The sequence below is a fragment of the Oxalobacteraceae bacterium OTU3CAMAD1 genome, assembly GCA_024123915.1.
Lineage (GTDB): Bacteria > Pseudomonadota > Gammaproteobacteria > Burkholderiales > Burkholderiaceae_D > Rugamonas.
On the sequence record CP099650.1, the window covers coordinates 4902141 to 4923730 of the forward strand.

The 21590-nt window shown below is 64.9% G+C and carries 14 protein-coding genes and 1 pseudogene; 6 read left to right on the top strand and 9 right to left on the bottom strand.

The features are described from left to right. The first annotated feature begins 3 nt into the window (after positions 1-3). The 5 genes and pseudogenes from NHH88_20880 (at position 4) to NHH88_20900 (ending at position 7621) form a co-directional block, all read left to right on the top strand. Entirely contained in the window at positions 4-1365 is a 1362-nt protein-coding gene (locus NHH88_20880) for a DUF1329 domain-containing protein (protein USX12144.1), read from the top strand. 22 nt (positions 1366-1387) lie between these two features. Beyond that, positions 1388-2494, top strand: coding sequence for a YCF48-related protein (locus NHH88_20885; GenBank protein ID USX12145.1), 1107 nt, complete (start codon positions 1388-1390; stop codon positions 2492-2494). Between the two features lie 126 nt (positions 2495-2620). Further along, positions 2621-4981, top strand: a pseudogene (locus tag NHH88_20890) (MMPL family transporter). Then, on the top strand, positions 4979-6805 hold the full coding sequence (locus tag NHH88_20895; protein ID USX17393.1) for a carboxylesterase family protein: 1827 nt from the start codon (positions 4979-4981) through the stop codon (positions 6803-6805). The pseudogene NHH88_20890 and the gene NHH88_20895 overlap by 3 nt, the downstream one beginning before the upstream one ends. 360 nt (positions 6806-7165) lie before the next feature. Further along, positions 7166-7621, top strand: coding sequence for a hypothetical protein (locus NHH88_20900; protein ID USX12146.1), 456 nt, complete (start codon positions 7166-7168; stop codon positions 7619-7621). 18 nt (positions 7622-7639) lie between these two features. Here NHH88_20900 and NHH88_20905 read toward each other — a convergent pair whose 3' ends face one another. Next, positions 7640-9640 carry a TonB-dependent receptor gene (locus NHH88_20905; GenBank protein ID USX12147.1) on the bottom strand — a complete coding sequence of 667 codons (2001 nt, stop codon included), beginning with the start codon at positions 9638-9640 and terminating at the stop codon, positions 7640-7642. 93 nt (positions 9641-9733) lie between these two features. Then, the gene (locus tag NHH88_20910; protein ID USX12148.1) at positions 9734-10048 is read right to left on the bottom strand and encodes a hypothetical protein; all 315 of its coding nucleotides are present in this window, start codon (positions 10046-10048) and stop codon (positions 9734-9736) included. Positions 10049-10258: 210 nt separating this feature from the next. On the opposite strand from NHH88_20910, the gene NHH88_20915 reads away from it, so the two are divergent. Further along, positions 10259-10495, top strand: a complete 237-nt coding sequence (locus NHH88_20915; protein ID USX12149.1) for a hypothetical protein — start codon at positions 10259-10261, stop codon at positions 10493-10495. 33 nt (positions 10496-10528) lie between these two features. Here NHH88_20915 and NHH88_20920 read toward each other — a convergent pair whose 3' ends face one another. The 7 genes from NHH88_20920 to NHH88_20950 all read right to left on the bottom strand — a co-directional run bounded on the left by NHH88_20920 (position 10529) and on the right by NHH88_20950 (position 21578). Continuing rightward, positions 10529-10762, bottom strand: coding sequence for a hypothetical protein (locus NHH88_20920; GenBank protein ID USX12150.1), 234 nt, complete (start codon positions 10760-10762; stop codon positions 10529-10531). Positions 10763-10834: 72 nt separating this feature from the next. After that, positions 10835-13129: an FdhF/YdeP family oxidoreductase gene (locus NHH88_20925; protein ID USX12151.1), complete on the bottom strand. Its 2295-nt coding sequence runs from the start codon at positions 13127-13129 to the stop codon at positions 10835-10837. 107 nt (positions 13130-13236) lie between these two features. Beyond that, on the bottom strand, positions 13237-16104 hold the full coding sequence (locus NHH88_20930; protein USX12152.1) for a TonB-dependent receptor: 2868 nt from the start codon (positions 16102-16104) through the stop codon (positions 13237-13239). A gap of 89 nt (positions 16105-16193) precedes the next feature. After that, a complete protein-coding gene (locus NHH88_20935; protein ID USX12153.1) occupies positions 16194-17129 on the bottom strand; it encodes a carbohydrate kinase in 936 nt (311 codons plus the stop codon). Next, positions 17126-18244 (bottom strand): sn-glycerol-3-phosphate ABC transporter ATP-binding protein UgpC, encoded by a 1119-nt coding sequence (ugpC, locus tag NHH88_20940; protein USX12154.1) that lies wholly within the window; start codon positions 18242-18244, stop codon positions 17126-17128. Before ugpC ends, NHH88_20935 begins: the two co-directional genes overlap by 4 nt. Before the next feature lies 1 nt (position 18245). Beyond that, complete coding sequence (locus tag NHH88_20945; GenBank protein ID USX12155.1) at positions 18246-20552, bottom strand: GH32 C-terminal domain-containing protein; 2307 nt, start codon at positions 20550-20552, stop codon at positions 18246-18248. 48 nt (positions 20553-20600) lie between these two features. Next, positions 20601-21578 (bottom strand): family 43 glycosylhydrolase, encoded by a 978-nt coding sequence (locus NHH88_20950; protein ID USX12156.1) that lies wholly within the window; start codon positions 21576-21578, stop codon positions 20601-20603. Positions 21579-21590: the final 12 nt, after the last annotated feature.

Genomic DNA, 21590 nt, shown 5'->3' on the forward strand with positions numbered 1-21590 from the left:
AAAATGAAGACATCCCTGAAACTGGTCGCCGCCTCCCTGACCCTGGCCGCCGCGCTGCCGATGCACGCCGGCGCCGCCGTCACCGCCGACGAAGCGGCCAAACTGCAAACCACCCTGACGCCGCTGGGCGCCGAAAAAGCCGGCAACAAGGACGGCTCGATTCCCGCCTGGGAAGGCGCCTACGCCAAGGTGCCGGCGGGCTTCAAGCCGGGCGACTTCCGCGCCGATCCGTTCGCCGCCGAAAAGCCGGTGCTCGCCATCACAGGCAAGAACGTCGACCAATACGCGGCCAAGCTGTCCGCCGCCACGGTGGCGATGCTGAAAAAGTACCCGAACTACCGTCTCGACATCTACCCTACCCACCGCACCGGCGGCGCCCCTGCCTGGGTCTATGAAAACACCTACAAGAACGCCACCCGCGCCAAGTCGGTCGACGGCGGCTACGGCGCCGAAGGCGCTTACGGCGGCATCCCGTTCCCGATCCCCAAAACCGGCTACGAGGCGATCATGAACCACCGCCTGGCATGGACCGGCGAGGCGGCGATCATGCCGCTGCGGACCGTCATCGTCACCCCCGACGGCAAGCGCGCCACCGCCACCGAAGCCGAACAGACCTTCATGCGCCCGTACTACTTCAAGGACGGCAGCCTGGATAAATTCGACGGCCTGTATCAATTCGGCCGCCTGATCACGCGCGCACCGGCCTCCAAGGCGGGCGAAGGCATCCTGGTCCACGACGGCATCAACGAAGCCAAGCCGCGCGCCATCTGGCAGTACCTGGTGGGCCAGCGCCGCGTGCGCCGCGCGCCGTCGGTGTCGTACGACACGCCGGATTCGGTCACCTCCGGCATCGGCTTGTTCGATGAAGCGTTCATGCTGTTCGGGCCTATCGACCACCACGAGCTGAAACTGGTCGGCAAAAAAGAGATGTACATCCCGTACAACAACAACCGCGCAGGCAGCGCCAAGATCGCCGATCTGGTCGGCCAGCAGTTCCTCAATCCGGACCTGGTGCGCTGGGAGCTGCACCGCGTGTGGGAAGTCGAAGCGACGCTCATCCCCGGCAAACGCCACGTGGTGACCAAGCGCCGCTACTACCTCGACGAGGATACCTGGCAAATCATCCTGGTGGACGGCTACGACGCCCAAGGCCAGATCTGGCGCGGCAACTACACCCTGACCCTGATGGCGCCGGACATCCCTGCGGTGCTGGGCAACGTCATGTGGGGCACGTACAACGTGCAGACCGGCGCCTATCTGCTGAACGAGGCATCCAATGAAATGCCGACGCAGTACAAAGTCATTCCGCGCCTGCCGGCCAGCTACTTCGGCCCCGAAGAGTTGGCAAATCAAGGTTCGCGCTAAGCCTTAGACCACTGAAAGGTAAATGATGGTCAGATCGAATCCACTCTTCACACGCTTCCGCGCCGCGCCGCTGGCTGCGGCCATGACCTTGGCGTTGGCCGCGAGCGCTGTCCACGCCAACACCGGCGACAAGGTGGCGGTGCCGGCGGCCCTGGTCCAGCCGGCGCTGGTCACGCCCAAGGCGCTGCACGCGGCGATGCTGGCGGTCGGCGGCGCCGGCACGCGGCTGGTGGCGGCCGGCGAACGGGGCATCATCCTGTACTCCGACGACGCCGGCAAGTCCTGGCGCCAGGCGGCGGTGCCGGTCAGCGTCAGCCTCACGGCGCTGCAGTTCGTCGACAGCAAGAACGGGTGGGCGGTCGGCCATCAGGGCGTGGTGCTGCGCACCAGGGACGGTGGCGCCACATGGCAAAAACAGCTCGATGGCATCCAGGCCGCCGCGCTGGTGCTGAGCGACGCCACCGCCTCCTTCGGCCCGGAACGCGACAAGGCGGTGGCGGACGCCCAGCGCCTGGTCGACGACGGTCCGGACAAGCCTTTCCTCGATCTGTACTTCGATAGCCCCACCAGCGGCTATGTGCTGGGCGCCTACAACATGATGTTCCGCACCGTCGATGGCGGCGCCACCTGGCAACCGTGGCAAAGCCGCGTCGCCAATCCCAAGGGGCTGCACCTGTACGGCATGCGCGGCACCGCCAGCGCCATCTACCTGGCCGGGGAACAGGGCCTGCTGCTGCGCTCCACCGACAAGGGCGCCAGTTTCAGCGCCTTGCCGACGCCGTACAAGGGCAGCTATTTCGGGCTGCTCTCCGCGCGCGGCGGCGTGCTGCTGGCGTACGGCTTGCGCGGCAACGCGTTCCGCTCCACCGACCAGGGCATGACCTGGAGCCAGGTCACGACCGGGGTCCAGGCCTCGCTGGCGGCCGGCACGGTGATGGCCGACGGCACCGTGGTGCTGGTCAGCCAGGGCGGCGACCTGCTGGTCAGCCGCGACGACGGCCGCACCTTCGCCCCGCAAGCCGGCACCGCATTGCCGCTGGCAGCGGTCGCGCAGGCGGGCGACGGCACGCTGGTAGTGGCCGGATTACGCGGCGTGCGCCGAATCGCGGAGACACGTAGGGCGGATTAGCGCAGCGTAATCGGCCATGCATGAGCCGACAGGACGCACGCATGGCCGATTACGGCGTTCCGCCTAATCCGCCCTACGTGTATCCCGTGTCACTCCCCTCTTTCATACCAACATGGTTGGAGCATCATGAACACAGATAACGACTTGGAACAACAGCCGGTCATACGGCGGCTCGAGGACTTCGACACCGCCTCCGGCAATCTCGGCGAACGCGCGCTATTCAATTACCGCCCGCTGGTGATCTTCCTCTGCCTGCTGGCGACGATCGTGCTGGGCTTCCAGGCCACGCGCATCAAACTCAATGCCAGCTTCGAGAAGATGATCCCCAGCGCCCACCCCTACGTGGTGAACTACCTGGCCAACAAGAGCGATCTCAATGGCCTGGGCAACTCGGTGCGCATCGCGGTGGAAGCGAAGAACGGCACCATCTACGACCGCGCCTACCTCGACACCCTGCAACGCCTCAACGACGAGTTGTTCCTGTTGCCAGGCGTCGACCGGCCGTTCATGAAATCGCTGTGGACCCCGAGCACGCGCTGGGCCGCCGTGACCGAGGACGGCCTCGACGGCGGCACCGTCATCCCGGACGGCTACGACGGTTCCGCCGGCAGCCTTGAACAACTGCGCGCGAACGTCGCCCGCTCAGGCGAAATCGGCCAACTGGTGGCCTCCAACTTCAAATCCAGCATCGTCTTCGTGCCGCTGATGGACAAGGTGCCGCAAACCGGCGAGGCGCTGGACTACCGCGTGCTGTCCGAAAGCTTGGAGAAGATCCGCGCCAAGTATGAAAAGGAAGGCGTCAGCATCCACATCACCGGCTTCGCCAAGATCGTCGGCGACCTGATAGAGGGCCTGCAGCAGGTACTGCTGTTCTTCGTGCTGGCGATCGCCATCTGCGGCGGTGTACTGTACTGGTACACACGCTGCTGGCGCAGCACCACGCTGGTGGTGGTGTGCTCGCTGGTGGCGGTGCTGTGGCAATGCGGCCTGCTGGCCACCCTGCACTACGAGCTCGATCCCTACTCGATCCTGGTACCGTTCCTGGTATTCGCCATCGGCATGAGCCACGGCGCCCAGAAAATGAACGGCATCATGCAGGACGTCGGACGCGGCACCCACCGCGTGGTCGCCGCGCGCTACACCTTCCGCCGCCTGTTCGCCGCCGGCCTGACCGCGCTGCTGTGCGACGCCGTCGGCTTCCTGGTGCTGGTCAGCATCCAGATCAAGGTAATCCAGGATCTCGCCGTCATCGCCAGCATCGGCGTGGCGGTGCTGATCTTCACCAACCTGGTGCTGCTGCCGGTGCTGCTGTCGTATACCGGCGTCAGCGCCAAGGCGGCGCAACGCACCCTCCAGGCCGACAGTGGCGGCGACAAGAAGCAGCCATGGCTGTGGACCTTCCTCGACCGCTTCACCCAGCGCCGCTGGGCGACGGTCACCGTGGCCGCCAGCGTGCTGCTGGGCGGCCTGGGTTTCGCTTACAGCCTCAATCTCAAGGTCGGCGATCTCGATCCCGGCGCGCCCGAGCTGCGCGCGGACTCGCGCTACAACCGAGACAACGGCTACCTGGTCTCCAACTACGCCGCCAGCTCGGACATCTTCGTCGTCATGATCAAGACGCCGCCGGACCAGTGCACGCAATACGCCACCTTGTCCAAGGTGGACGAACTGGCGTGGCAACTGGAACAGCTGCCCGGCGTCGACTCGACCAATTCGATGGCAGCGCTGAGCAAGCTGGCCACCACCGGCTACAACGAGGGCAACTTCAAATGGTTCGACCTGATCCCCAACGCCGGCGCGCTGGGCGCGGTGCAAACCCGCGCGCCACGTGAACTGTTCAACCAAAGCTGCTCGCTGCTGTCGCTGTACGTCTACCTGAAGGACCACAAGGCCGAAACGCTCACCCGCGTGGTGGACGCGGTCGAAGCCTTCGCCGCCGCCAACAACACGCCGGACGTGCAGTTCCAGCTGGCGGCAGGCAGCGCGGGGATCGAGGCGGCCACCAACATCGTCGTCAAGAAGGCCATGCGCGACATGCTGTTCTGGGTGTATGGCGCGGTGATCCTGCTGTGCTACGCCACCTTCCGCTCATGGCGCGCGGTGCTGGTGGCGGTGCTGCCGCTGGTGCTCACGTCGATCCTGTGCGAGGTGTTGATGGTGGTGCTGGGCATGGGCGTCAAAGTGGCGACCTTGCCGGTGATCGCGCTGGGCGTCGGCATCGGCGTCGACTACGCGCTGTATGTGCTCAGCGTGATGTTGAGCCGCATGCGCGCCGGCGACAGCCTGTCGGCGGCCTATCTGCACGCGCTGCAGTTCACCGGCCGCGTGGTCATCCTGACCGGCGTGACCTTGGCGGTGGCGGTGGCGACCTGGCTGTTCTCGTCGATCAAATTCCAGGCCGATATGGGCATCCTGCTGGCCTTCATGTTCTTGTGGAATATGGTCGGCGCCCTGGTGCTGGTGCCCGCGCTGGCGCACTTCCTGATGCCGGGGAAGACAGCACGCCAGCCGTCGCCTCCGGGCGCCAAGGCCGATCCTGCGACACTGGCCACGCCCGCCCCCGAGTCGCTGCGCCAGACCGAGACGGGCGCAGTGGTCGGCCGCGAGGACCTGCACGACACCCACGCCTGGCTTGGCCTGCCGTACGCGCAACCGCCAATTGGACCGCTGCGCTGGAAGGCGCCCCGCCCCGCGCTGCCGTGGGGCGGCGTGCGCCAGGCGACCGTCTGCGGACCAGCGGCGATGCAGCCGGGTGGCGTCTCGCTGGAGCTGCCGCCGGACCGGTGGGGCTTGCCGGCCGGCGCCGAGGACTGCCTGTCGCTCAACATCTTCGCGCCGCGACGCGTCGCCGAGGCCTTGCCGGTGATGTTCTGGATACACGGGGGCGCCAACTCCTCCGGCACCGCCGCCACCTACACCACGCTGCGCAACCTGGCGGGGCAAGACCAGGTGATCGTCGTGTCGGCCAACTACCGCCTCGGCATCTTCGGCTGGTTCAGTCTCGAGGAGCTGGCGAGGGAGGACGACACGCCGGCCGACCGCTCCGGCAATTTCGGCACGCTGGACCTGATCGCGGCCCTGGAATGGGTACAGCGGAATATCGCGTCGTTCGGCGGCGATCCGGGCAACGTCACCATCTTCGGCGAATCGGCCGGCGGGTGGAATGTCTACTCGCTGCTCGCCAGTCCGCTGGCGGCGGGCCTGTTCCACAAGGCGATCGCCCAATCGCCGATCACGGCCAGCCATACGCTTGCGCACGCCCGCAACTACACCGACGACGCCGAGCCCGGCCACGCCGTCAGCTCGCGCGAGCTGCTGTGCGAATGGCTGCAACGGGATGGCCGGGCCGCCGACCGCGCCGCCGCCAAGGCGCTGATCGCGTCGATGACGGCGGACGACATCGAGGCGTTCGCGCGCGGCCTGACGCCGCAAGCGATGCTGGCGCCGATCAAACAGGGCGCCCTGAACTTCTACGACTCGCCCACCGTCATGCAGGACGGCTACGTGCTGCCGGCCGGGCCGCTGGCCGAAGTGTTCTCGGACCGCAGCCGCTATCACGCGGTGCCGCTCATCGTCGGCACCAACCGCGACGAGTACAAGACCTTCATGTCCAATAATCCCGATTATGTGCGCATGTTGTTCGGGAAGCTGCCTGTGATGCGCAACCGCGCCCGCTACCAGCGCCACGCGGCCTACATGTCCAACCTGTGGCAGTCCAAATGCGCGCTCGACCCGGCTAGCGCGATGATCGCCTCGGGCCACAAGGATGTCTGGGTCTATCGCTTCGATTGGGACGAGCAGCCGGCGATACCGCTGATCCAGCCGCAGATTTTGCTGGGCGCGGCGCACGTGCTGGAAATGGCGTTTGTGTTCCGCGATCTGGATGGCGAGTTCGATCCGTTCCGCTCCTTCACTCCGGCCAATCGGCCGGGACGCAAGGAGGTATCGGACGCGATGGCCGGGTACTGGACGCACTTCGCCCGCCATGGGGAGCCTGGCGGCGCCGCGCTGCCGGAATGGCGCCGCTGGAGTGCCAACACCTCGCAACCGCGCCTGATGGTGTTCGACACCAGCAAGGACGGCGGCACGCGCATGGTGGCGCATGACGGCAGCGTGGCCGCGCTGAAAACCTCACTGGCGCAGGACGCGTCGATGCAAAACGATCCGCGCGAGCGCAGCGAGCTCTATGGGCGCATGTTCGTGTGGTCGATCTTCGGCGGGCACGAGGCCCCGCCGGTGCTGGCGGCATTCGCGCGCAAGCACGGTTATACGGGGCAGGCGGAGATGTTAAAGCCGACGTACTGGCCTTAGCATAACCACTAAACCACGTAGGGCGGATTAGGCGGAACGCCGTAATCGGCCATCTAAAAGTCGCCGGCGGCGCATGCATTGGCCGATTACGCTTCGCTAATCAGCCCTACGTGGATCCGTTATGTGCATGTGACAACGATCCCAGCGGATTGCCCCGATGCTGCGACGCAATATTATTTTTGTAGTTATGTCATGTCCCGATTGAATAAGCACGCTTTCTTATGCTACTCTTTCAGCACAAATACCAGCACAGCCCCGTAAATCCGGGCATTGGTGGCGGTATGACGCAGACGCGAGGTTGTCTTGTGCAGCGCGACAAGCAGGCTGAAAAACCAGTGTTTCTTTGAAGCGAGGGTACATATGGCTGAGTCAAGTTCATTCGCACGCGATGGTCACTACATAGTCTGTACGCCGGTAAAATCCGAGGATGGCAAGTACCGGCCGCGTTTCCGTATTTATCGCGGCACCACGTCGGCCTGCGAGATGGTCCATGAACAGACCTATCCGTCGGAGGAATTCGGTTCGCCTCCGGACGCCAACCGCTACGCGGCCCAATTGGCCACCTACTGGCTCGATCAATGGCCGATCAAGGGTTCCTACATCCGCGCTACCGACGGACGGACGTTTTCGTACCTGGGAACATACAGCGTCGGCCATGGCGCCGACTGGAACGCGCGCGTCTATTGCGACGGCGATTTGAAGGGAACGCCGAGCGGCGTCTTCATCTACAACTTTTTCCGCCACGAGAACATCACGCACGCGGCGGAAAACATGATCGTCGAATCGATCAACCACGGTATCGGCATCAGGGACTGACGCCGATACCGCAGGTCTTCAGAACTTCGCGCGCACGCCGAACACCACGTTACGGCCCGGCAGCGGAGAGATATCCTTCAATACCGATGTCGATACGCGGATCTCTTCGTTGGTCAGGTTCTTCGCCAGCAGGAACCACGTCAAATCATACCCGCCGACCTTCTGCATGTACGACACATTGGCGTTGACCTGGTTGTAGCCCGGCGTATCGGTGTTCTCGAACGTCGCCAGACGATCCTGCGACTGCGCGTGCACCAGCGACAGGCCGGCGCGCCATTGCCCCATCTTGTAGCCAGTGCTCGCGCCGATCCGGTTGGCCGGCTGCAGCGGCAGGCTGCCGCCCCGATCCAGCTTGCCGCGCGTGGTATCGGCAAACACGCGGCCCGACCAGCCGGCGCCGTGCGGGTTGTACTCCAGTTCCGCCTCGGCGCCCTGGATGGTGGCATCTTCCTGGAGGAAAATGCGCTGACGCAGTTCGTCGCCCGGATTGCCCTCTTCGTCCACCAACTGACCGGTGATCTGGCCGTAAATGAAATCGCTCACCTTGTTGCGGTACACATTGGCCTTCCAGCGCACCAGGCCCGTGGTCTTCTGCAGCGACAGCTCGATATTGCGCGAGGTCTCCTTCTTGAAATCGGCGTTACCGATGTCGAAGGTGACGGTGGCGTCGTGCGGACCGGCCGAATACAGTTCCTCGGTGGCCGGTGCGCGCTGCGCATACGACAGCGTCGCGCCCAGGCCGTAGCCGGGCACGAACGGCCACATGCCGCCTACCGACGCCGACTTCAGATCGAACGAGCGATCGACGCCGGTGACCGGCTTGCGCTTGACGCGCTCCACGCGCGCGCCGGCGTTCACGCGCACCACGCCGACCTCGGTCTCCTCGACCAGGAAGGCGGCGGTCGACGTCGAATGCGTGACCGGCACGGTATCGGCGCCGCCTTCAGCGCTCAGCGCCGAAAAGTGCGTGTTCTCGGTCTGCACGCCGAAGGTGCCATGCCAGCCGGCGACCGGCTTGTGCGTCAATTCGGCGCGCGTTTCCAGCGAACGGTTCTTGAAGATCACCTCCGGCTGGTTCTCGTCGTTGAGCTCCGCGTGTTCGTAGTCGGTGTAGCCGGCCTTGAACTTGAACGATTCGAATCCCGGCAACGGCGCCTTCACCAGGCTGTCGAAGTCGTAGCGGGTCTGCTTCTGATCGATCTTCGAACCTTCGTCGCTCGGGATGCCATACAGGTTGGTCAGGTGCGACACCGACGCGCCGACGAAGCCCCAGCTGTCGATATACGACGAGCCGACGCCGGCGTTGCGCTGGCGCGTCTCCGAATGCGGCAGGCGGCCGGACGCCGAATCGGGATCGTTGAGCACGCGGTTGCCGGGGATTTTGTAATCGTCGGTGTTGCGCGCGTTGCCGTCCACGTGCCATGCCATCTTGCCGACCGAGCCGTCCAACGTGCCGGACGCGTTGCGGCCGTCGTCGACGGTGCTGCCGCGCACTTCCAGTTGACCGGTGAGCTTCGGTTCCAGCACGGTTGGAATACGTTCGTTGACGACGTTAACCAGGCCGCCGATGGCGCCCGAGCCGTACAACAGCGCCGCCGGGCCGCGCAGGATCTCGATCTGCTGCGCCACCGCGCCTTCGCCGGCCACCGCGTGGTCGTTCGACAGGCCGGAGACGTCGGAGACGGCCATGCCGTTCTCCAGCATCTTGACGCGCGCGCCTTCCAGGCCGCGAATGATGGGACGCGAGGCGCCGGCGCCGAAGGCCGATGCCGACACGCCCAGTTCCTGCGACAGCGTCTCGCCGAGCGAGCTGCCTACCTTGTCGCGCAACTCATCGCCGGACAGCACCTTGGCCGGGGTAAGAATCTGGTCGCTGTCGGAATCGCCGAAAGGCGTGGCGGTGACAATCACGCGCGGGACGGTGCCATCGGTGGACTTGGCGGCGGTGGACTGCGCGTGCGCCAGGGTGGACAGGGCGGACAGGATCGCGCTGGCCAGCAGCGTGCGTGGGATATTCATGGGTAAACCTCTAGCTAAAAAACATGACAGGTCGCACCGTGGATAGCCGAAGCCGGACCACGGTGACGCAAAATTCAGGACGGATTTCGGGTGTCAGGCCAGAGGGGGAGCGCGGGACTGGAAGACGCAAACGGTGCATTCGCAGGCCGCAAGGGTGGCGGGTGTGGCGATCACGCCGCCGCCGATGGCGACGACGGCGATCGTCATCGGCTGGGAAGTCAGCGTCGCCGCCACCTGGGCGACCGTGACGCATTCGGCGCAGACCTTGTGCACCGCGATGCGTTTGCGCTGTTCGGCCTGTTCCTCGCTGCTGAACCCCGCGTCCGACTGGGTTATGTCGACCCAGTGCGAATAGACGTGCGCCGCCCCGATCTGCTGCGTGAACAGCAGCAGAAACGCGAGAAACACATGAATGATCGGACGGCGATGCATCGGTCGGAGTTGGCCGGTGGGGTAACAAAGGCATTATTCTAACCGCAACGCACAAAAAAGGGGGCCGACAAAAGGGGCAGCCTACGAGCCAGGGGCATCAGTCCTACATGCAAGCCGCTTGCACGCCGACAGCCGGCGGGCTCAGCAGTAGTTACGATGCGCTACACCCATCTATAAGGACAAAACATGAAAAAGCTAACTACTCCGGCCAAATTCGCCCTCGCATTGATACTCACGGCAGCCGCCGTCAGCGGCTGCAAGAAGCAGGACGTCGATCCGGTCACGCCGGAAACGAAGATCGGCGCCACGCCGGACGCCGGCAACATCACTCCGCCAGTGCCGGGCAATGAACTGCCACCTCCGGCAGCGCCCGCACCGGCCCCGATGCCTATGCCGGCAGCCGATACCCCCGCATCGCGTTAAACCAGGCGGACGATGCCCTGGCCGCGACCGGAATTACGCGGCCTCGGCCTGTCCCAACACACCCGCCTCGTCCCGCTTCCGGCGCGACAAATTGCCACGCTGGTTCTCCGGCGCCGCGCTCAACACCTTATAAACGATATGTCGCGGCACGCCATGGCTCATGGCGTACTCTGCTGCGGGCTGCAAACCTTCCAGCGGAAGGAGTTCCAACGCTTCGTCCATGATGGCGGCGGTAGCGGTGGGTTTTCGGCGGTCTGATAAGGGCATTTTTCAATTCCACTAAAAATATTTAACAGAATTCAGTTTACTCCTGTCAACGTCATCCGTATGTTCGCCAGTTCACCCCGCCGCCTGCGCCGGGCCGATCCGTATGGCGATCGACTTGGCGGCCGGCACCATGCTCTCCAGCGCATGATGTTCCAAAGCCATCAACGGATTGCACTCGGGGAAATATCCGGCCACACACCCCGGCGGCACGTCGTACGCCACCAGCCGCAGCGCCGACACGCTACGCGCGATACCGTCGCCGGTCACGGCGCTGGCATCGACCAGAGCGCCCTCCTTCAGCCCCAGCCGCGCGATATCGGCCTCATTGATCAGCAGCACCCGCCGGCCGCCATGAATGCCGCGAAAACTATCGTTCTCGTTGTAGATCGTGGTGTTGAACTGGCTGTCGCTGCGCACGGTGAACAAGCGCAGCACGTCCCCCTGCGGCAGCAACTGGTCGGGATCGGCATCCAGCACCGTCGGCGCGATGAAATTGGCGCGCCCGTTCGGCGTCTTCCACTTGCGCTCGGCGGCGGGAACCGGCCGGGGAAATCCGCCCGGCGTCCACATGCGCGCGTTGAAATCGTGGAAGATCTCCGGATAGGTCTCGGCGATGGCGTCGCGGACGGAGGCATAGTCGGCCACCCAAGCATCCCAATCGACGGCGGGATTCGCCGGCAACGTCGCCTTCGCCAGCCCGGCGATGATCGCCGGCTCCGAGCGCAATAATTCGCCTGCAGGCTCCGCCCTGCCCTTGGAACCGTGCATGCGGCCGGTGCTGTCCTCCACCGACACCGCCTGCTCGCCGCCAGCCTGCCGGTCCACCTCCAGCCGTCCCAGGCAAGGCAGAATGTACGACACGGCCCCATGCACCAGATGACTGCGGTTCAGTTTGGTCGCCACTTGCACGGTCAGCCGCAGCCGCGACCAGGCCGCCTCCACGCGAGCGGTGTCGGGCACGGCCCGGACGAAATTGCCGCCCAGCCCGATAAACGCCCGCACCGAGCCGTCGAGCACGCCCTCGCAGGTCTCGACGGTGTTCAGCCCCTTGTCGCGCGGCGGCTCGAAGCCATACTGTTTCGCCAGCTGATCGAGCGGCGCCAGTTCCGGCTTTTCCGTGATGCCCACGGTGCGCTGGCCCTGCACATTGGAATGCCCGCGCACCGGACAGATGCCGGCGCCGGGCTTGCCGATATTGCCGCGCAATAGCAGCAGATTCGACAGCATCTCAACGTTCTGCACGCCCAGCCGATGCTGCGTCAGGCCCATGCCGAACACGCCGATCACCTTGCTCGCGCTGGCATACACCGCCGCCACCTCTTCCAGGTCGCGGCGGGCCAGACCGGAGTGGCGCTCGATCTCGCTCCAGCTTTCTTCGCGCGCGCGTTCGACCAGCGACTCCAGCCCGGCCGTATGCTCGGCGATAAACCCGGTATCGAGCACGCGCGGGGTGCCGAGCGCGACCGCCGCGTCGTCGGCCGCGATCAGCGCCTTGCACAAGCCCAGCATGGCCGCACTGTCGCCACCGGCCCGCACCTGCAGGTAGCGCGTGCTGATGGTGGTCTCGGCGCCGGTCAGCATCTCGGCCGGCGACTGCGGATTGGCGAAGTGCAGCAGACCGGTCTCGCGCAGCGGATTGAAAGTAATGATGGGAACGCCCCGGCGGCGCGCCTCCTGCAACTGATGCAACATCCTGGGGCTATTGGTGCCGACGTTCTGTCCGAAGAACAGGATGCAGTCGGTCTGCTCGAAATCCTCCAGCGACACGGTGCCGATCGGCACGCCGATGGTCTTGGGCAGCGCCACCGAGGTACTCTCGTGGCACATATTGGAGCTGTCCGGCAGGTTGTTGCAGCCATAGAGGCGCGCCAGCAGCTGGTACATATACGACGATTCCAGCGAGGCGCGGCCGGAGCAGTAGAACACGGTGCTTTTCGGCTCCAGCGCCTTCAGCTCGCGGCCGATCTCGGCGAAGGCGCTGTCCCAGTCGACCGGCACATAGCGGTCGCTGGCGGCGTCCCAGCGCAACGGCGTCGTCAAGCGCCCCACGGCTTCCAGTTGATGATCGCTCCAGCCCAATAGCTCGCCGACCGTGTGCTCCTCGAAGAAGCCGGTGTCGCAGCGCTTGCCCGTGACTTCCCAGGCGGTGGCCTTGGCGCCGCTCTCGCAAAACTCGAAGGGATGGGGATTGGCCGGCTTGGCCCACGCGCAGCTCACGCAGGCGACACCGTCGGTCTTGTTCAAGTGGATCAGCAGCTTGCTGCCCTCGAACGGCACATGCTCGGTCAGCAGTGCCGTGGCGACCTTCTTCACCGAACCCCATCCGCCGGCGGGATGTGGATAGGGTTCGGGTGTGGTGGATTTCATGGACCGTCCTTGATAAAAGTATCGGCCCATTCTAGGTCCCGGGGCGGCCGGCCTCTGTATGTCAACGCACGAAGCCGATGAGATCGAGGCGGCTGTCCCGGGTCAACTTAGAACATGTAGGTCAGACTGAACCGCAAAGTCCGTCCGAACAACGGCCTGGCCACACCACGGTTGCGCGAACCGTCCGGCGACAGCAAGTCGTTGAACAGCGGGTCGCCTTCCGTGAACGACAGCTGGTTGGTCAGGTTGGCCACGTGCAGGTGGGCGCTCAGACGCTCGGTGATCTGGTACTGCGCGCCCGCGTTAATGATGTGATACGACGGGAACAAGGTCACGTTGCTGTCGGACGCCTCGGAGAAGCGCGAGCCGTAGTGCTGGTACTGCGCGTAGACGCTGACCGGAATGTCGGTCAGCGGCTTGAGGTCGAACGAAGGCATGAAGTTGAACATCACCTTAGGCAGACGGCGCGGGCGACGTCCATCCTCGCTGACTTGCACGTAGTGATAACCGGTGATGACGCCCTGCGCGTCCTTGTCCTCCTGCGTGGTGGTGTAATTGGCGCCTTTGACCTTCGGATTCTGCATCACCATATTACCCTTCAATTCCAGGCCCTGGATGGCGGCCGGACGCCAGGACAACTCGACTTCCGCGCCGACGTTCTGGATGCCGCGCTGATAGAGCTGCGCCACGTCCGGGCAGGAATTGATCTGCGTGACGCCGCCGGCGCTGGTGCATTGCGACGACTGGATGTCCTTGTAGATGTTGACCGCGCTGCGCGGCGAGAACTTGTTGTAGAACGCGGCCACCGACGCGCCGAAGCCACGGGTCAGGTAGCGCAAGCCCATTTCGTACTGGCGGATATGCTCCACCGCGCTCACTTCCACCGTCCTGCCATTGACGACGGTGGCCGTCGCCGTGGTCAGGTTGTTGATGTCCTCAAGGCTGGGCAGGCGGAAGGAGTCGGACGCCAGGCCATACACGGCGAAGGCTTTGCTGAAGCTGTAGTTACCGCCCAGCGACCAGCCGAAGCCGTGATAGGTTTTGTTCAAGGTCTGTGGGGCACCCGGCAGGCTTATTTCATTGTCCGCCGTCGTATCCTGGGTCGAGCCGACAACCACATTGGCCGGCGTCATATCCGTGATGACGTTGCGGTCGCGCCGAACGCCGTCCGCCTTCAGGTTCTGCCAGCGCACGCCGGCATCGATCTTCAGCTTCTTGTCCATGGTTTCCCAGTGGTCGAGCAGATAGGCGGCGTTGCCGTCGCCCCGGATATCGCTGACAAAACCGCCCCATCCCGGCAGAATAGCCCCGCCCTGCGTCAGGCTCGGGCCGACCTGGTTGCCCTGCGCGTCCACCGCGATCAGATCGACCGGACGCGATTCATTCGCCACGTCGCTGACCAACAGCGCCTGCTGGAAGTTGGGCTTGTAGCTGTAGCGGCTCTTGTACACGCCAAAGGTCAGATCGTGCGTACCTTTGAGCTCGAAGGATTTTTGCGTCTTGAGGTCGAGCGAGGTGCTGGAGGCGTCGACGTCGGCGACGAACGGAATCATGAAGTTCAGGTTCGCCGACGCGGGAACCGCCGTGCCGTCGTTCAGATAGCGTCCCGCGACGCCGGTGGCTTTGGCATAGCGCCGGATGAAATCCTCGCGACTGATATTGGCGAAGGCGCCGCAGGCCTGGCTGCTCGGCACATTGAAGAACCCAATCAGCTTGGCGTTATTCAGGTTGCAGCCCAGCGCCGCGCCGTGCGCCGGCGAGATCACGTCGTTCTGATAGCGGGCGTTGAGGAAGTTGGTCGACGTGGCCGTGTCGTTACCGGTAAAGACGGCGTTGAAGCCGTTGCTGCCGGTGGTGTGCCGCAGCCCGGCCGACAGCTTCCAGCCGTCCTTCAACTCGTGCGAGCCGCTCAGCGTGAAGATCTTGAAGTTCGGATGGATGCCGTCGGCCTGGTCGATCGTGCGCGTGCCGTACTCGCCGATCATGTTGAACTTGCGGTTGTACGGCGAGGCCGTGGTGCCGTGCGCGAAGTCGATGCCCAGCGGCTCGATGGTGTCCTGGTTGATCTTGGTCGGATTGGCCGGCGTGCCGGCGTTGGCAAAACGCGGCACCGAAATCGGCAGGTTCTGATAGAACGCGGTACGGTCGTTGATCACCAGCGCGTCGCCGCGCAAGGTGGTCCTGCGGTCGTCGCTGGTGTAAACCAGATTGCCGCGTACCTGGCCGCCACGGTCGGCGGTGTAGCCGGTGTCGCGCACGCCGTCGCTGCGGCGATAGAAGCCACCGACGGCGCCGGTCAGGTTGGGGCTCAGCGGACCGGAGACAAAGGCGTCCTGGCGGATGAAGCCATAGTCGGCGTACTCGATCTTATAGCCGCCCGCGAGTTTGTCGCCGCCGGTGCGGGTGACGTGGTTGACGGTCGCGCCCAGGCCATTCGAGTACAGGATGCCGCCCGGCCCGCCCTTGACCAGCTCCACGCTCTCGGTCATCAGGTCGTCGCGGATGAAGACGTCGTTGTTCATGAACGGCGCTTCCGGCTCCTCGAAGGCCGGCAGGCCGTCGATCAGCTGCGGCGCGAAGCGGTAACCGCCGGTGACGGGCAAGCCGCGCACCGTGATGTTGTTACTGGCCTCGCCGGCGCTGCCGCCTTCCGTGTAAATGCCCGGGAAGTTGGCCAGCATCTCGGCGGTGCTCATTGGCGCCAGGCGCTGGATCTCCTCGGCCGTCAGCGTGTTGATCGAGAACGTCGCGTTTTTCTTCGTGGTCGATTTGGTCACGCCGGTGACGATCACCACCGCCGACGGATCGGCGCCGTTGGCGTCTGGGCCCTGCTGGCCGCTGACGGTGGTGGTGGTGATGGTCGTGGCGGTGGCTGTGCTGTTCTGCTGCGCGAACACCAGCGCGGGCGCCAGGCAGATCGCCAGCGCCGCCGAACGAGCGATGTAACGGTTGTAACGATTGATCGAGTAGGTCATTTCGCATCTCCTTTTATGATTATCAGCCGCGCTGCGACGGCCTGTGTAAGTTTTAGTTGTCCAACGTTGTCATGGCAGTTACAGGAACTTTATCGGTGGTCGCGCACCTCCTCCAGCCGTGGCATATCGGCGCCGCGCCGGGAACAGGTGATGGCGGCGGCCCGGCCGGCGAAGGCCAGCGCCGCTTTCAGCGCCGGCGCGTCCAGCTTCTTCAAAGCGGCGCGCGTCAGCAGGCCTTGCTCGCCCAGGTGCGACAGCAGCGCAGCCTGAAAGGTATCGCCGGCGCCGACGGTATCGACCACGTCGATCTTCAGGGCCGGCAGTTCCAGCGCCAGCGTCGGCGTCGCGGCCAGAACGCCCTCGCCGCCGCGCGTGACCACCACCAGCGCCACGCCGCCATCGAGCGCCATGTCGATGAAGGCGCGCGGCGACAGGCCCGGATACAGGTGGCCAATATCCTCGTCGCTGATCTTCAGCAGATCCGTATTTGGCAGCATCCACGCGATGGCGTTGGTCCAGACCTGGCGGTCCGGCTGTATCGTCAGCCGCACGTTGGGATCGAAGGCGATCAGGCTGCGGCCGTGCTGGCGCGTGACCAGGGCGCGCAAGGTCGACGCCACCGGTTCGACGGCCATGCAATAAGAGCCGACGTGGATCACCGCCGCATCCAGCGGCACGCGGCCGATGTCCGCGACGGTCACGGAACGCTCGGCGGTCTGGCTGCCATACAGGGTGTAAGCCGGCACGCCATTGGCGTCGACGTCGATGGTGACCAGCGCCGTCGCCGCCTCCGGCCTTGGCGCGCAGGAGGTGTCGACGCCTTCGCGCGCCAGCGTATCGGCCAGCTTGCGGCCGAACAGGTCCGCCGACAGCCCGCCGAAAAACATGGGCCTCCGGCCCAGCCGCGCCAACCCGATCGCCAGGTTGAAGGGCGACCCGCCCACCCGCGCCGACAACGCGAAACCGGTGTCGGTATCGCCGTCGGAAAACACATCAAACAAAGCCTCGCCACATACGATGATCATGCCGCCTCCGTTGCGCCGGCCACGCCGGCCACCATGTTGTTTACATTCCCTGGCTCGATGCGCAGGCCGCCTTGGTCGAAAACATGCACCCTGCCCGTTGTTGGGCTCACGCGCCACGCCGCGTTGGCCGCCGGCGGCTCCCCTTTAACCACCACCATCAAGGGTTTCGCCAGGCCGGCCACCGCCAGGTGCACATAGGATTCGGCGCCCAGTCTTTCGACCAGGATTACCTCTCCCTGTATCGCGCCCTGCGGATCGGCCACCAGATGTTCCGGCCGGATGCCGACGGTCACAGCACCCGTCTGCGCACCGGCCGGTGCCGGCCAGGCCAGCCCCGCGCCGCCGATCCGCAAACGTCCGTCCGCATCCAGGGAGCCGGCCACCAGATTCATTTTCGGACTGCCGATAAAGCCGGCGACGAACACATTGGCCGGATGGTCGTACAGGTGCATCGGCGCGCCGATCTGCTGCACGCCGGCGGGGCCCAGCACGACGATGCGGTCGGCCAGTGTCATCGCCTCCACTTGGTCGTGCGTCACGTAGACCATGGTCGCGGCCAGTTGCTTGTGCAGGCGGGCGATTTCCACCCGCATGTCGGCGCGCAGTGCGGCATCCAGATTGGACAACGGCTCGTCGAACAGAAACGCGCGCGGCTTGCGCACGATGGCGCGGCCGATGGCCACACGCTGCCGCTGGCCGCCGGACAGCTGCGGCGGACGGCGATCGAGCAGGTGCTCCATTTGCAGCATCTTCGCAACCGCGTGCACCGCGACCTTGATCTCCGCCTTGGGCACGCGCGCCAGGCGCAGGCCGAAGGCGATGTTCTCGAACACGCTCATATGCGCATACAAGGCATAGCTCTGGAAAACCATTGACAGCCCGCGCTTGGCCGGCGGCGTGTCGTTGACCGTCACGCCGTCGATGCGGATCTCGCCGGCGCTGATTTCCTCCAACCCCGCGATCATGCGCAGCAAGGTCGATTTGCCGCAGCCCGAAGGACCGACCAGCACCACGAATTCACCGTCCTCTATCGTGAAGTCGACGCCGCGCAGAATGTACTGCGACTCTTTACCGGGGTAGGTCTTGCCAACCCCTTGCAATGCGATTGTGGCCATCTCAGTTTCCTTTCACGGTGGCGCCCATCGCCCACACCTTGAGCGATACGACGCGGTCGCCGGGTGCCGCCAGCAACGCCAACCCGTCGGCGTCAACGCGGGTTGGATAAGTGCGGCTGGTGAGGCTCTTGCGCTCGTTGACATAGGCCTCAACCATCGAACGGTCCAGGAACACACGCATGCGCAGATTTTCCGATCCCAGCTCAAAAGCGCCGCCCTGCACGCCGTACGACTTGCCGATGGTGGTAAGAGTGCGGTCGATTTCCAGACGGCGCGCGGCGCCGTCGACGTACAAATCGGTCGCCTCCGCCCGGCCGGGAGCCACCCGCACACTCAGACCACGCTTGGCAGCCTGCGGCGAAGGGGCCAACTCAAGTTCGACTTCGAGTCCGTCGCCGCGCAGCGCCGCCAGCGCCTTGGCCGCGTCGTCCACGCCAACGTCGCGCAAGTCCACCAATTGCCGGCGGCGCAGGCTGGCCAACTCGCCGATAGGCGCCAACCGCAAATCGCCGTCCGCGCCCAGCGACAGCGCGATGGGCAGGCCGCCGTTGTGCGCCCAGCCGGCGTCCCACTCGTCTTGCAGCGCGCGTTCGCCCTGGGCGATGGAAAAGACGATCGAGCGGCCGGTCTTGGGATCGACAAACCCGCTCGGGCCGGAAAAGTGGCCCTGGCCGACATCGAACACGCGCGGCGCCTCGCTATCGGGCTTGAAGCGCGCCTCGCCGGCGTCGAACACGCCGATCCAATAATAGGCCTGGCCGCGCACGTCGTTCAGGAACACATGTCGCTCGCGGCCATCGGCGCCTTTACCGATCGGCAGCAACACCGGCAGCTCCCAGGTTTTCTCCATGTTGGGGAAAGGCTTGGCGTCGATCGAGAACAATGGACCGCGCGGTTTCCAGTTGATCAAGTCCGAAGATTCGTACACCAGCGCCGTGCCGCTGCGTCGCGGCAAAGCCGAGCCGACCAACTGGAACCAGCGCTGCCGGTCGCCGTCGCGGAACACGAAGGGATCGCGGAACTCGCCAAAAAGGCCCATGCCCTGCTTCTGCACCGTGACGGGCGCCGGATATTTTTTCCAGCATGCCAGGTCCGGGTCGCGCGCATCGCAAGGTATCGCCAGGCCGGTGCGCTGGTTGGGGCGCGCCTTATCGTTACCGGCGGTGAAGAACAACACGGGCGTGCCGTCGGCCGCGAGGGTGGCGCTGCCGGACCAGATGCCATCGGTCGCCAGGTCGTCATCTTCCGGCGCCAAAGCGATGGGCAACTCGCGCCAGTGGACCATGTCCGCGCTGGCCCAGTGCCCCCAATGAATCTGATGCCAGAACGGGCCGAATGGATTCTTTTGGAAGAACAGGTGGTACTGGCCTTGATAGTAAAACGGCGCGTGCGGCTCGTTCATCCAGCCGGCATCGGGCATGACGTGGTACTGTGGCCGGTGGCGGTCGCCGTCGAAGGTGCTCGCCGGGATGTTCATATCGGCGGAGGAGAGCTTCGGCGCCTTGCCCGCGCGCGGCGCCAGATCGGCGGCGACGATGCGTGCCACCGCAGCGGCGTCGGACGGGCCGGCGCCGATACGCACCTCGTCCATCAGGCCGAGGAAGGTATTCAGTTTGAAGACGCCGCCGATATGCTCCGGCTGCGAGTAGCGGCCTATCGTCAGCGGCAGCTCCGGCATGGCGAACCGTTCAGCCGAAGGCATCACCTTCTCGGCGACCAGTTCACCGTTCAAAAACAGGGCCATCCGCCGCGAGGCCGGGTCGTAGCTCGCCGCCACATGCGACCAGGTATCGCGCGGCAGCTTGCGATCGGCGACGCGCACATCGGCGACGGTTCCGCCCAAGCCCATCTTGATGCCCCAGGTGCCGAAGCGGTAGACGCCAAAGGAAAAACCCTGCCTGGCCTTGGCGTCGAACTGGCTGACGAAGGCGGAATAGTGCCCGCCATCGCCCCATTCGAAGGCGTGCGGCGCAACCCAGGCGCTCAGCGTGAAGCCGCCTTGCAATTGGACGCTGGTCAGCGAAGGCGCCGTCACATCGGTCGAATAGCCGTCGAACAGCAAGCAGCCTTGCTGGATGCAGGTGGCCGCCGGCCGCCACAACGGCGCCGAGTCGGGCTTGAAGCGCGCGCGGTTGAACACATAGTTCACCTGGTCGCGGCGTCCGGACACCTGCTCGACGGTCTGGTTGCCGCCCTGCTCGTCCAGCCCCCAACGGGCCAGCGGCGGCGTGTCGGCGGCCGCCACGGCCTGCGTAGCGGCCATCGAAGCCGCCAGCAGCAGGCCGGCGATGGCGTGGTGATGATTCATCTTGTCTCCTCCAGCTTTTTAATTTTTATGAGCGGCTGTCTATCGTTGTCATTTCCGTGCCAAGTAATCGTCGATCGCATACAGGCCGTTCTCCATGCGCAGCGGAATCGGATCGGAGATCTGGCCGACAAACTGGCCGTCGGCGCCGGTGTCCTCAAAAGCCATCAGGCAGTCGGCGCCGGTCACCGGATCGCGCAGGATTTTTCCCGCGTAGCGGCGGCACGGAATATCGCCATCGAGGAAGCCTGGCGCCGGCTGCCATGGTCCGAGCGGATTGTCCGCCACCAGGTAGTGCGTGCCGGAGACGCCGCCCTTGTGCTGCGCGCGCATCTCTTCGGTCCAATGGGCGGCGATGTTACAGAACACGCAGTACCAGCGGCCATCCCGCTCGAATATCTGCGGCACCTCCAGCTGGCCATAGTGGCCGCCCGCGTAGACGGGCTCCGTCGCCGTCCAGTTCACGAGATCCGGCGACACGGCGTGGCCGATCACGCCGCGCGCATACAGCGGACCGTCGTTGCGGCGCGCGGTGTAGAACATGTGATACTGGCCGTCGATTTTATCGGCCAGCACCCAGGGGTCGCGCAAGGCCCGGTCGTGCCAGCGCCCTTCCTCGTGTTCCTCATAAAAGCGCTCGTCCAGATCCAGCGCCAGGCCGCTGCCGACGCGCTCCCACGGGCCGTCCAGGCTATCCGACGTGGCATGACCGATGCGCTGGCGCATGCCGTTTTCAGCGCGGCAGGTGCCGGTGTAGAACAGGTGATAGCGCCCTTCGGCCTTGATCACGGAGCCGGTCCATGTGGTGAAATCGTCCCACGCCGGCGAAGCCGAAGGAGCGAAAGCGGTACCGAGCGAGGTCCAGTTGCGCAGGTCTTGCGACACCGCGTGGCCGACCGAGACGTTCCAGTGGCGCAGGTCCGGGTTGCCGATGGAGCGGTTGGCCTGCAGGAAGAAGAGGTGCTGCTCCCCCGCCTCCTCGAAGTGCCAGAAATCCCAGATGAATTTATCGTTCAGTTTAAGTGTCATGTATAGTCCAAA

Excerpts from the sequence above, each read along its gene's own strand:
- NHH88_20880 (USX12144.1), top strand. The coding sequence starts at position 4 with ATGAAGACATCCCTGAAACTGGTCGCCGCCTCCCTGACCCTGGCCGCC.
- NHH88_20885 (USX12145.1), top strand. The coding sequence starts at position 1,388 with ATGATGGTCAGATCGAATCCACTCTTCACACGCTTCCGCGCCGCGCCG.
- NHH88_20895 (USX17393.1), top strand. The coding sequence starts at position 4,979 with ATGCCGGGGAAGACAGCACGCCAGCCGTCGCCTCCGGGCGCCAAGGCC.
- NHH88_20900 (USX12146.1), top strand. The coding sequence starts at position 7,166 with ATGGCTGAGTCAAGTTCATTCGCACGCGATGGTCACTACATAGTCTGT.
- NHH88_20905 (USX12147.1), bottom strand. The coding sequence starts at position 9,640 with ATGAATATCCCACGCACGCTGCTGGCCAGCGCGATCCTGTCCGCCCTG.
- NHH88_20915 (USX12149.1), top strand. The coding sequence starts at position 10,259 with ATGAAAAAGCTAACTACTCCGGCCAAATTCGCCCTCGCATTGATACTC.
- NHH88_20920 (USX12150.1), bottom strand. The coding sequence starts at position 10,762 with ATGCCCTTATCAGACCGCCGAAAACCCACCGCTACCGCCGCCATCATG.
- NHH88_20925 (USX12151.1), bottom strand. The coding sequence starts at position 13,129 with ATGAAATCCACCACACCCGAACCCTATCCACATCCCGCCGGCGGATGG.
- NHH88_20930 (USX12152.1), bottom strand. The coding sequence starts at position 16,104 with ATGACCTACTCGATCAATCGTTACAACCGTTACATCGCTCGTTCGGCG.
- NHH88_20935 (USX12153.1), bottom strand. The coding sequence starts at position 17,129 with ATGATCATCGTATGTGGCGAGGCTTTGTTTGATGTGTTTTCCGACGGC.
- ugpC (USX12154.1), bottom strand. The coding sequence starts at position 18,244 with ATGGCCACAATCGCATTGCAAGGGGTTGGCAAGACCTACCCCGGTAAA.
- NHH88_20945 (USX12155.1), bottom strand. The coding sequence starts at position 20,552 with ATGAATCATCACCACGCCATCGCCGGCCTGCTGCTGGCGGCTTCGATG.
- NHH88_20950 (USX12156.1), bottom strand. The coding sequence starts at position 21,578 with ATGACACTTAAACTGAACGATAAATTCATCTGGGATTTCTGGCACTTC.